Origin of the sequence: Stenotrophomonas sp. 278 (assembly GCF_003935715.1) — a bacterium.
In the GTDB taxonomy this organism is placed as follows: domain Bacteria; phylum Pseudomonadota; class Gammaproteobacteria; order Xanthomonadales; family Xanthomonadaceae; genus Stenotrophomonas; species Stenotrophomonas maltophilia_AH.
In genome coordinates this window covers 1-11,332 of sequence record NZ_RHPP01000132.1, presented here as the reverse complement: position 1 = coordinate 11,332, position 11,332 = coordinate 1, and the positions used below count along the sequence as shown (strand labels likewise).

Genomic DNA, 11,332 nt, shown 5'->3' with positions numbered 1-11,332 from the left:
CGCCTGCGCCGTGCCGGCCGGCTGGGCCGCCAGATCGGCCTGGTCGCCTTTGCGACCGCGCTGTGGCTGTGGATGGGCCAACTGGGGCTGGCCACCGGGCTGTGCGTGACGCTGGGCGGCTGGATGCTCACAGCGCTGGTGCTGCCATACGTGGCGGCCTGGACGCGCCCTGAAGCGGAGGCGCGGCGCTGATGTGGGCACGTGCACTGGCTGGCCTGTTTGCCGGTTTCTTCGTCGCCGCCGCTGCCGCGGGCCTGGTCGCCTGGCTGCCGCCGGGCCCCTGGCAGAGCGCCATCGTCGCCAGCATGATCGCCTTCATCCCGTTCTGGATGCTGGCGGCGTTGTGGGCGTTTGCCTTCCGCAACGGGTTGCGTGCGTGGGCGGGACTCAGCGCCGCTGCCGCGCTGGGCTTTGGACTCCTGTGGCTGCTGCGCGGCCTCCAATGGGTGCAGTGAGGCCCCGCCGATGAAATTCAGTTCGCTCACCCTGCGCACCTTCACCACCCTGCATACCTGGGTCGGCCTTGTGGCCGGCTTCGCCCTGTTTGTGGCGTTCTATGCCGGCGCCATCACCGTGTTTCACCACGACCTGCCGTTATGGCAGTCGCCGCAGGGCATGTCGCAGCCAGCACAGACACTGGACGACGCACAGCGCCTGCTGGATGGGGTGCTGGAAAAGCACCCGGACGCGCGCAAGCACATCGGCATGACCTTCCCCGGGGCGGAAACACCGCAGTCGGTGGCCTACTGGCAGAACGCGCAGGGCACCTGGCTGTTTGCGTGGGCCGATCACGTTGATGGCAGCCCTACCCCGCCCCAGGCCGGGCTGGCCGAGCTGGTGAACGAACTGCATTACACCCTGGGCCTGCCGGTGGCCGGCATCTACCTGATGGGCGTGGTGAGCCTGCTGTACGGCCTGGCGCTGTTCTCGGGCCTGGTGATCCACCTGCCCAAGCTGCTGGGCGACCTGTTTGCGCTGCGCCCGAGCCGCAACTACAAGCAGATGTGGCAGGACGCGCACAATGTGATCGGCGTGCTCAGCCTGCCGTTCCATCTATTGTTCGCGGTGACCGGTGCCCTGCTCTGCCTGGTGTTCCTGCAGCTGGCGGCGCTGAATCCGCTGATCTATGACGGCAAGCTGATGCAGGCATTGCCGGCGGCGATGGACACCGCGCCGATCCGCGCCCCGGCCAACGAAGCCGTCCGCCCGGGCAGCCTGGCCATGTTGCATGCGCGTTCGATTGCCGTGGCCAACGAAATGGGCCAGGCCGAGTTCGAGCCTGCCTACCTGAAGCTGGCCAACGCCGGCGATGCCAACGCGACCATCGAGATCACCGGTGACGGCGGCAAGGCGCTGGGCCCGCTGGGTGCGGTGGCGATGGACGCCAACACCGGCGAAGTGCTGCACACGCAGTTGCCGGGCCAGCGCGATGCCAACCACGCGACCCTGGCGGCCGCCTATGCGCTGCACTTCGGCGAGTTCGGCAATGGCCTGGTGCCGTGGCTGTACTTCGCGCTGGGGCTGGGCGGGGCGTTCCTGTTCTATTCCGGCAACCTGTTGTGGATTGAATCGCGGCGCAAACGCCGCCAGCAGGTTCAGGGGCGCGCGCAGATCAACATGGCGCGGGCCACGGTGGGCGTCTGCATTGGCCTGTGTGTGGCGGTGTCGGCGGCGTTTGTGAGCGTGCAGGTTCTGGAGCATCTGGCTCCTGCCCACGCGGAGAGCGGCATGCGCTGGACCTGCTTCCTGGTCTGGGGTGGCTGCGCGCTGTGGGCGGCCCTGCGTGCGCCGGCGAAGGCGGCGGTCGAGCTGCTGTGGGCAGCAGCCATTGTCACGCTGCTGGTGCCGGTGTCGCATGGCCTGATGACCGGGCTGTGGCTGTGGACCAGCGCGCAGCATGGGTATTGGCCGCTGTTCTGGGTGGACGGCGTGGCCCTGGCGATGGCGGTCGGGTTTGCCGCGATGGCGCGGGCGACCCGCAAGCGCGCCCTGCATGGCGATCCGAACAGCGTGTGGGCCATCGCGCGGTGACAGGCGACGACACGCATGGCGTGTCGCTACGCGGATGTAGGGCCGTGCGCGGATGCACGGATCACTGTTCGCGCGCGATGCCGGGGCGGTAGAGTCGCTCGATAGACGACTGCCGATAGCGGTGATCGGCGCTTTGACGCATGGACCCTACCGGGCAAACCTCTCCGATCGCCTGTCATGCGTTACCGGGCGTTGAACGTCTATCGGCGGTCGACTGTCGTCCGACCCTACCCCCGCCTTCCGTCGGCGCATGTCGCCTCCTGCGTGGTGTTATCGTTCCTCCGAATCCCACGGACCGCCCGCATGACCGAGAACATGGACCTCACCGATACGCGGACGGACTCCGACCCGCTTGATGCGCTTTACGATCGCGCCTACGCCGCCTTCAACGGGGGCGAACTTCAATTGGCGAGCACCCTGTTCGCCGAGCTGATCGAAGCCTCGCCGCCGGGCAATCACCTGCATTACATGCGCGGCTTGACGCACAAATACCTGCTTGACTGGCGGACTTCGCTTGAGCACAACCTGCAGGCCCAGCAGCTGGAAGACGAATTCAACGAGGCTTCGGCGTGGAACGCCGGAATCGCCGCCACCGCGCTTGGCAACTGGTCCGAGGCGCGGCGGCAATGGGCGCGGTGCGGCATCAACATACCGGAAGGCGAAGGCCCCATCGAACGCGACTTCGGCCTGATCAGCGTGCGCTTGAACCCATGGGGCAAAGGCGAAACCGTGTTTGCGCGGCGCATCGACGTGGTCCGTGCACGTCTGTTGAATGTGCCGCTTCCGGAAAGCGGACACCGCTTATTCGACATCGTGCTGCATGACGGAGCCCCAACCGGCGAGCGCCGCAGCGGCAAGGGCACGGTCCCGGTGTTCAACGCGCTGCAGACCCTGCAGGCGTCGGACCATCGCACGTATACGGCGTTCGTACGCAGCCCGTCGGCGGAGGCCATGAGCGAGCTGCTCGACATGGAACTGCCGGGCGTCGGCTACGTGGAGGACTGGACCGCCTCCGTGGTGACGCTGTGCCTGCGTTGCAGTTACGGTGTGCCCCACGTCGGGGCTGCCGCCAACACGGCACACGAAGTGGGTGCGGCGAGCAACGACGACTGGCGGATCGAGCGCAACCTGGGCATTGGTGCGCAGGGCAAGGCGGCGGTCGAACGCCTGCTGGCCAACTGGGTCGCCGCCGGCCCGGATCGTTACATCGATGGCATCGAAACCCGGGAACAGCCGAATCCCGTGCCGGAGGATGGCCATGTGTGGTGGGAAGCTCCCACGGACTCGCGAGCCGACGGGTAGACGGTCGACACGCATGGCGTGTCGCTACGCGGATGATCGGATGATTGTTCGCCCGCGATGCCGGGGCGGTAGGGTCGGTCGATAGACGACTGCCGATGACGGTGATCGGCGCTTTGACGCATGGAGCCTGCCGGCAAACCTCTCCGATTCCTTGTCATGCGTTACCGGGCGTTGAACGTCTATCGGCAGTCGTCTATCGACCGACTCTACCGCTGCCCATCCCGTCCATTCCGCCGATCCGCACACCGATTCACCCGCCCGCACTCCATCAGCGGTAGGGAGCTGCCATCGCCTTCAGCAGACTGCCTTCGTCGTCATCGCCGGTCAGTTCCCAGGTAAACACCCCGCGCAGGTTCTGCGCCTTGGCGTAATCGGCGCGGATACCGATCGAGGTTTCATCCTCGTAGCTGATGAATACTTTCTCAACCGGGTTGTACAACCACGGAGCCTGCGCCACCGGATGCCAGTGCCGCTGCCAGCCGGGCTTGCCCAGCAGGTCGGCGCGGATGCGCCGCCAGTCGCCGGCGTCGGCCGGGGCGGTGTAGCGCTGATAAAGACCATTGTTGGCGTCCTCTGCAACCTTGAAGCCGCGCCCGTAGAACGGCACGCCGAGCACCAGCTTCTCGTCCGGCACGCCATGTTCGCGGTAGAAGCGCACCGCCCCGTCAACACTGTTCCAGCGACGCTGCGCCGGATCCAGCGGGTCTTCCGGCACCTCACGCAGTGGTGCGTTGAAGGTGGAGACCTTGGAGAAGCCGGTACCCATGTCGTAGGTCATCAGATTGATGAAATCGAGCGCCTGGCCAAGTTCTTTCAGCTCGTAGCTCAGCGCAGGATCGTACGGCCCGTCGGTCTGTACACGACCGGCCGGTAGTGCGGCGGTGAGCTGACGATGCGGACCGCCGAGCGCATCCAGCTGGTGGCGGAACTCCTGCACCAGCAAGGTCATGTTGCGTCGATCTTCGGGGCGGTCGGTGATTTCCACGGGGCCGCCGTAGACCGGGAATTCCCAGTCGATGTCGACGCCATCGAAGCTGCCAGCGTGTTGCTTGAAGAACAGGTCAACGCAGGAGGCGACGAATCGCTGGCGGCTCTGCTCGGTCATCGCGGCATCGGAAAAGCCGCCTGCGTTCCAGCCACCGATGGAGATCATGCTGTTGAGTTGGGGGTGCGTGCGCTTGAGCGCTGCAAGCGCCTTGAAATGGTCGGTCGCATTGGCGTCCACCACGCATTTTCCATCTTCAATGCGGGCGAAGGCGTAGAACAGGTGGGTGAGCGTGTCTGCCGGGATGGTGGCGATCGGATAGCGCTGTGCGGAGCCACCGGGATAGTAGGCACCGATCACCTTGGCTGGTGGGGTATCGGCTGCGTGCAGCGGGGGCGATGACAGCGCGAAGGCGAGGACGACCAGAGCGGACAACGTCGATGCACGGAACATGGCGGGCTCCACGGAATGCGGGATGACGAAATATGGGATGACGAAATGCGAGGCAGGGTCGGTCGATAGACGACCGCCGTGAAGTGTTCAACGCCCGGTAACGCATGATCACGGAGCAGCGTTGCTCCGTTCTGTGGTCATGCGTTAAAGAACGGATCACCGTTATCGGCGGTCGTCTATCGACCGACCCTACCAGTTCCCAGCCGTACGTCCAATGGCCATGCAACAGCGGTCCTGCCGTACCTCCAACGGCCCATGCACCGGCGGTCCATCGCCGCAACGTGCCCAAAAAGAAAAAACGGGCCGAAGCCCGTTTTTTCATTTCAGCAATGACGCCAGCCGATTACTCGGCCGAAGCGCCTTCGCCTTCTTCCACGGCCTTCATGGACAGGCGGATACGGCCCTGCTTGTCCACTTCCAGCACCTTGACCTTGACCACGTCGCCTTCCTTCAGCTTGTCGCCGACCTTCTCGACGCGCTCGCTGGAGATCTGCGACACGTGGACCAGACCGTCCTTACCCGGCAGGATGGTGACGAACGCACCGAAGTCCATGATCTTGGCGACCTTGCCTTCGTAGATGCGGCCCGGCTCGACGTCCGAGGTGATCTGCTCGATGCGCGACTTGGCAGCCTGCGCCGCGATGGCGTTGACCGAGGCGATGACGATGGTGCCGTCGTCCTGGATGTCGATCTGGGTGCCGGTTTCCTTGGTGATGGCCTGGATGGTGGAACCACCCTTGCCGATCACTTCGCGGATCTTGTCCGGGTGGATCTTGATGGTCAGCAGGCGCGGCGCGTAGTCCGACAGCTCGGCACGCGGGGCGGTCAGGCCGTGGGCCATTTCACCCAGGATGTGCAGACGGCCAGCCTTGGCCTGCTGCAGTGCCTGCTTCATGATTTCTTCGGTGATGCCTTCGATCTTGATGTCCATCTGCAGGGCGGAGATGCCCTCAGCGGTACCGGCGACCTTGAAGTCCATGTCGCCCAGGTGATCTTCGTCACCCAGGATGTCGGACAGGACGACGAAGCGGTCGCCTTCCTTGACCAGACCCATGGCGATACCGGCCACCGGCGACTTCACCGGCACGCCGGCGTCCATCAGGGCCAGCGAGGAACCGCAGACCGAGGCCATCGACGAGGAGCCGTTGGATTCGGTGATTTCCGAGACCACGCGGATGGTGTACGGGAAGGCTTCCAGCGACGGCATCACGGCCAGCACGCCGCGCTTGGCCAGACGGCCGTGGCCGATTTCACGACGCTTCGGCGCGCCGAAGCGGCCGCACTCGCCCACCGAGAACGGAGGGAAGTTGTAGTGGAACAGGAAGTTTTCCTTGTACTCACCGGCAACGGCGTCGATGACCTGGCCGTCACGGGCGGTGCCCAGGGTGATGGCGACGATGGCCTGGGTTTCGCCACGGGTGAACAGCGAGGAACCGTGGGTACGCGGCAGCACGCCGGTCTTCACGGTGATCGGGCGGACGGTGTCCAGCGCACGGCCGTCGATGCGGACCTTGGTATCCAGCACCGAGTCACGCATGGTGCGGTATTCCAGTTCGCCGAATTCCTTGGCCAGTTCGGCACCGTTCCAGCCTTCAGCGGCAACGCGGCCGGCCAGCGACTCGGTGACGTCCTTCTTGATCGCGGCGATGGCGTCGCGGCGCTGCAGCTTGTCGCGCACCTGGAAGGCTTCGCCCAGGCGCGGGCCGATGGCTTCCTTCAGCGCGCTGATCAGCGCGTCGTTCTTCACCGGGGCCACCCAGGTCGACGGCTTGGTGCCGGCTTCCACGGTCAGCTCGTTGATGGCGTTGATGACCTTCTGCATTTCGCGGTGACCGAAGGTCACAGCGCCCAGCATCACTTCTTCGGACAGCAGCGCGGCTTCGGATTCCACCATCAGCACGGCGTTGGAGGTACCGGCCACCACCAGTTCCAGTTCCGAATCCTTCAGTTCGGTCACGGTCGGGTTGAGGATGTACTCACCGTTCTTGTAACCGACCTTGGCAGCGCCGATCGGGCCCATGAACGGGGTGCCGGCCAGCGACAGGGCGGCCGAGGCACCGATCAGGGCGGCAATGTCGCCGTCCACGTCCGGGTTCAGCGACATCACCGTGGCGATGATCTGCACTTCGTTGCGGTAGTCTTCCGGGAACAGCGGACGGATCGGACGGTCGATCAGACGCGAGATCAGGGTTTCCTTCTCGGTCGCGCGGCCTTCGCGCTTGAAGAAGCCACCCGGGATGCGGCCACCGGCGTAGAACTTTTCCTGATAATCAACGGTCAGCGGGAAGAAGTCCTGGCCTTCGCGCGCGCTCTTGGCGGCGACGGCAGTGACCAGCAGCACGGTGTCGTCCATCTTGACGATGACGGCACCACTGGCCTGACGGGCGATTTCGCCGGTTTCAAGCGTGACGGTGTGCTTGCCGTACTGGAAGGTTTTGGTGATTTTTGCCACGGGGGATTTCCTTGGATGATGCTGTCTGCGAATGGACCGCCGGCGACCCTTGCCGCCTGCGGGTGACCGGCTGTTCCGGTCCAGGCAATGTGATGCGGTACTACCAAAACAAAACCGCGGCGCATTCCTGCGCCGCGGTCGGGGTTCTTGCTTAGCGACGCAGGCCGAGCTTTTCGATCAGGGCCTTGTAACGCTCAACGTCCTTCTTCTTCAGGTAGTCGAGCAGGCTGCGGCGGCGATTGACCATCTGCAGCAGGCCGCGACGGCTGTGGTGATCCTTCTTGTGGGTCTTGAAGTGGCCGGTCAGCAGTTCGATGCGGGCGGTCAGCAGGGCGACCTGGACTTCCGGGGAACCGGTGTCGGCGGCGCTGCGCTTGTTGTCTTCAATAACCTTCTGGGTGTCGATCGACATGTCTTTTTCTCTTTAGATGCGTGGCCCGCAGAAACGCCCCAGTGGCGTACCGCGTGACTCGCCGTGAACGGAAAGATGAACCTGCGGATGCAGGCTGCCTTGAAAAGGCCGCGAAATTGTAACGGTCAGGGGCTCCGCGGACAAGCGCCGGATGCTTCAGGTCACAGGTTGAAGCGTCGCTGCGGAGCCAGCAGACCGGCCTCGTCGACCTGCCCAAGGCCTTGGATCTGGCCCTCCGGTCCGTACACGGCCACCCCGCCCTGCGCCCAACCGGGGCTGCGCAGGCGTTGGCCCATGCAGAAGCGCCGCGTCTGTTCAGCATCCAGTTCGACGCGGGGGTAGTGTGCCAGCCCTTCCGCCAGTGGCAGCAGCAGCGCGTCCATGGCGGCCTCGTCGCCCTGCTCCACCAGGTGGCGGAGGGTGTCGAGCGTGACCATGGGCGCGTCGCGGAACGGATCCACCCACAGCCGCCGCAGGCCGGCGATATGCGCGCCGCAGCCCAGGGTTTCGCCGAGGTCACGGGCAATGCTGCGGATGTAGGTACCTGAACCGCAGGTCACGCGCAGCCGCAGGCGGTCCGGCTGCTGCTCCAGCACCTCGATCGCGTGCACCTCGACCTCGCGCTCGGGAGCCTCAATGGCATCCCCGCGGCGGGCCTTCACATACAGCGGCTCACCACCCTGCTTGAGCGCCGAATAGATCGGTGCGCGCTGTCGTATACGCCCTTTCAAGGGAGCCAGCGCCGCCTCCAGCTGCTCAGGCGAGATCTCCGGCACCGGGCGTTCACGGAGCACGGCACCGTCGGAATCATCGGTATCGGTGGTCTGACCAAGCACGATGTCGGCGTCATAGGCTTTGGCCGACCCCAGCAGCAGGCCGGCAATCTTGGTGGCCTCGCCAAAGCACAACGGCAGCAGGCCGGTTGCCAGCGGATCGAGGCTGCCGGTATGGCCGCCCTTCTCGGCACGGAACAGGCGGCGGGCCACCTGCAGGGCGGCGTTGGAACTCATGCCGGTCGACTTGTCGAGCAGCAGAATGCCGTCCAGACGGCGGAAGGTGATTCGATTCATAGAATAGGTGCAATACAAAAACGCCGGGCGGTGCCCGGCGTGGTATCAGTTTTCTTCGTCGTCTGCCTTGCGGCTCTTTTCCGCCGCAACGGTGTCCGGCAGGTCGCGCAGCAGGTTGTCGATATGCTCGCCGCGATCCACCGAATCGTCGTAGTGGAAGTGCAGTTCCGGCACGTGGCGCAGTTTCATCGCACGCGCCAGTTCCATGCGAAGGCCCCAGGCGATTTCCTTCAGGCCCTTGACCGCTTCAGCCGAACGTTCCGGCATCAGCGCGGTGACGAAGACTTTGGCATGTGCCATGTCACGGGTGATTTCCACGTCCGAAACGCTTACCGACGGCAGGCCGTGTTCGCGCACCGCGTTGTGCACGAGGGTTCCCAGTTCACGGCGGAGCTGGGCGGATACACGGTCGGTTCGATGGAAGGTTTTGGGCACAGGAAGCTCTTGATTCTAGGGCCGCCCGACCAACGGTCGGGCGCTACCGGGGATACATGTCCGACCCAACAGCGGGCCGGTTGTCGCGGTAGGGCCCGACCGTTGGTCGGGCCCCGGGGCATTACAGGGTACGCGGCACTTCGATACGCTCGAAGCATTCGATCTGGTCGCCGGCCTTGACGTCGTTGTAAGCCTTCACGCCGATACCGCATTCGGTACCGTTGCGGACTTCCTCGACGTTCTCCTTGAAGCGACGCAGCGATTCCAGCTCGCCCTCGAACACCACCACGCTGTCGCGCAGGACGCGGATCGGCTTGCTGCGCTTGACCACGCCTTCGATGACCATACAGCCGGCCACCGCGCCGAACTTCGAGCTGCGGAACACGTCGCGGACCTGGGCGATACCGATGATCTCTTCGCGGATCTCCACGCCGAGCAGACCGGAAGCCACCTGCTTCACCTGATCGATCACGTCATAGATGATCGAGAAGTAACGCAGGTCCACGCCATTGGCTTCGATGATGCGACGGGCCGAGGCGTCGGCACGCACGTTGAAGCCGATCACGGTGGCCTTGGAAGCCACGGCGGAGTTGGCGTCGGACTCGGTGATGCCGCCCACGCCGGAGTGGATCACGTTGATGCGGATGTCTTCGTTGGACAGCGCGACCAGTGCCTGGCTCAGCGCCTGCACCGAACCCTGCACGTCGGCCTTGATCACCAGGTTCAGCACCTGCTGGCCATTGCCCTTGCCCAGAGTCGCCATGATGTCTTCCATGCGGCTGCCGGCAGACTGGACCATGCGCGATTCACGACGCTTGGTGTCGCGCTGCTGCGCGACGTCCTTGGCCAGACGCTCATCGTCGACAACCACGAAGTCATCGCCGGCATCCGGCACGCCGGACAGACCCAGCACCTGCACCGGAATGGACGGGCCGGCGTGATCGGGCTGCTTGCCGGTTTCGTCGAACAGCGCACGCACGCGGCCGTACTGGATACCGCACACGAGGTAGTCGCCCTTCTTGAGCTGGCCCTGCTGCACCAGCACGGTGGCGATCGGACCACGGCCCTTGTCCAGCGAGGACTCGATGACCACGCCGCTGGCGCGACCCTGGTCAACGGCCTTGAGTTCCAGCAGTTCGGCCTGGATCGAGATCGCATCCAGCAGCGCATCGATGTTGGTACCGGCCTTGGCCGAGATTTCCACCATCTGGATGTCACCACCGAAATCTTCGGCCACGACCTGCTCGCCGAGCAGCTCGTTCTTGACCCGCATCGGGTCGGCACCGGACTTGTCGATCTTGTTGATCGCCACGATCAGCGGCACACCCGCCGAACGGGCGTGCTGGATCGCTTCCTTGGTCTGCGGCATGACGCCATCGTCGGCAGCCACCACCAGCACCACGATATCGGTCAGCTTGGCACCACGGGCACGCATCGAGGTGAACGCGGCGTGGCCCGGGGTATCCAGGAAGCTGATCACGCCCTTCGGCGTTTCAACGTGATACGCACCGATGTGCTGGGTGATGCCGCCGGCTTCGCCACCGGCGACCTTGGTGCGGCGGATGTAATCGAGCAGCGAGGTCTTGCCGTGGTCAACGTGACCCATGATGGTCACGACCGGCGGACGCTGCACGGCTTCGCCCTGCTCTTCGCCGGTTGCAGCCAGCAGTGCGTCTTCGGCGTCGTCGCTGTCAGCACGCACGGCCTTGTGGCCCAGTTCTTCGGTCACCAGTGCAGCGGTGTCGTGGTCGATGGTCTGGGTGATGGTGGCCATCACGCCCATCTTGAACAGCGCCTTGACCACTTCGCCGCCCTTCAGGGCCAGCTTCTGGGCCAGGTCGGCCACGGTGATGGTTTCGCCGATGGCGACTTCACGCACGACCGGAGCGGTCGGACGTTCAAAGCCATGGCTGCCCGAACCGCCACGCGACTGTTCGTTGCCGCGACGACCCTGCTGGCCGCGAGCGGCCGGACGGCCACGCGAATTGCTGTTGTTGCCACGACGGGCACGGTCGGCGGCCGACAGGTGCAGCTGGCCGGCAAAACGGTTGCCACCGTCGTCGTCGCGCTTGCTGCCACGGTCGTTGGAACCACGATCATTGCCACGGCTCGGGCGATCATCGGCGCGCGGAGCCGGACGCGCAGGCGCGGCGGGAGCCGGACGCGCGGCACGGGCCGGAGCAGCAGCGGCC

General features: G+C 65.0%; 9 protein-coding genes and 1 pseudogene. 4 read left to right on the top strand and 6 right to left on the bottom strand.

The window, feature by feature from the left end; all coding sequences use genetic code 11:
- The 4 genes and pseudogenes from EGJ34_RS22330 to EGJ34_RS17595 form a co-directional block, all read left to right on the top strand.
- Nucleotides 1-192, top strand: a pseudogene (locus tag EGJ34_RS22330) (hypothetical protein); the annotation flags it as partial.
- A complete protein-coding gene (locus tag EGJ34_RS17605; protein WP_125361773.1) occupies nt 192-455 on the top strand; it encodes a hypothetical protein in 264 nt (87 codons plus the stop codon). The pseudogene EGJ34_RS22330 and the gene EGJ34_RS17605, both read left to right, overlap by 1 nt.
- A gap of 10 nt (nt 456-465) precedes the next feature.
- On the top strand, nt 466-2,031 hold the full coding sequence (locus EGJ34_RS17600) for a PepSY-associated TM helix domain-containing protein (protein ID WP_125361772.1): 1,566 nt from the start codon (nt 466-468) through the stop codon (nt 2,029-2,031).
- Nucleotides 2,032-2,334: 303 nt separating this feature from the next.
- A complete protein-coding gene (locus EGJ34_RS17595; protein ID WP_125361771.1) occupies nt 2,335-3,333 on the top strand; it encodes a hypothetical protein in 999 nt (332 codons plus the stop codon).
- A gap of 268 nt (nt 3,334-3,601) precedes the next feature.
- Here EGJ34_RS17595 and EGJ34_RS17590 read toward each other — a convergent pair whose 3' ends face one another.
- The 6 genes from EGJ34_RS17590 to infB form a co-directional block, all read right to left on the bottom strand.
- Nucleotides 3,602-4,771 (bottom strand): glycoside hydrolase family 18 protein, encoded by a 1,170-nt coding sequence (locus tag EGJ34_RS17590; protein WP_125361770.1) that lies wholly within the window; start codon nt 4,769-4,771, stop codon nt 3,602-3,604.
- Between the two features lie 343 nt (nt 4,772-5,114).
- Nucleotides 5,115-7,223: a polyribonucleotide nucleotidyltransferase gene (gene pnp / locus EGJ34_RS17585; RefSeq protein ID WP_125361769.1), complete on the bottom strand. Its 2,109-nt coding sequence runs from the start codon at nt 7,221-7,223 to the stop codon at nt 5,115-5,117.
- A 151-nt stretch (nt 7,224-7,374) separates the two neighbouring features.
- Nucleotides 7,375-7,635, bottom strand: coding sequence for a 30S ribosomal protein S15 (gene rpsO / locus EGJ34_RS17580; RefSeq protein WP_005417886.1), 261 nt, complete (start codon nt 7,633-7,635; stop codon nt 7,375-7,377).
- 161 nt (nt 7,636-7,796) lie between these two features.
- Nucleotides 7,797-8,705 (bottom strand): tRNA pseudouridine(55) synthase TruB, encoded by a 909-nt coding sequence (gene truB, locus EGJ34_RS17575; protein WP_125361768.1) that lies wholly within the window; start codon nt 8,703-8,705, stop codon nt 7,797-7,799.
- Between the two features lie 45 nt (nt 8,706-8,750).
- Nucleotides 8,751-9,140 (bottom strand): 30S ribosome-binding factor RbfA, encoded by a 390-nt coding sequence (gene rbfA / locus EGJ34_RS17570; protein WP_125361767.1) that lies wholly within the window; start codon nt 9,138-9,140, stop codon nt 8,751-8,753.
- A 121-nt stretch (nt 9,141-9,261) separates the two neighbouring features.
- Nucleotides 9,262-11,332: translation initiation factor IF-2 (infB, locus tag EGJ34_RS17565; RefSeq protein ID WP_125361766.1), on the bottom strand; the 2,071-nt coding region annotated here is incomplete at its 5' end.

Excerpts from the sequence above, each read along its gene's own strand:
- rpsO (WP_005417886.1), bottom strand. The coding sequence starts at position 7,635 with ATGTCGATCGACACCCAGAAGGTTATTGAAGACAACAAGCGCAGCGCC.
- EGJ34_RS17590 (WP_125361770.1), bottom strand. The coding sequence starts at position 4,771 with ATGTTCCGTGCATCGACGTTGTCCGCTCTGGTCGTCCTCGCCTTCGCG.
- EGJ34_RS17600 (WP_125361772.1), top strand. The coding sequence starts at position 466 with ATGAAATTCAGTTCGCTCACCCTGCGCACCTTCACCACCCTGCATACC.
- EGJ34_RS17605 (WP_125361773.1), top strand. The coding sequence starts at position 192 with ATGTGGGCACGTGCACTGGCTGGCCTGTTTGCCGGTTTCTTCGTCGCC.
- truB (WP_125361768.1), bottom strand. The coding sequence starts at position 8,705 with ATGAATCGAATCACCTTCCGCCGTCTGGACGGCATTCTGCTGCTCGAC.
- EGJ34_RS17595 (WP_125361771.1), top strand. The coding sequence starts at position 2,335 with ATGACCGAGAACATGGACCTCACCGATACGCGGACGGACTCCGACCCG.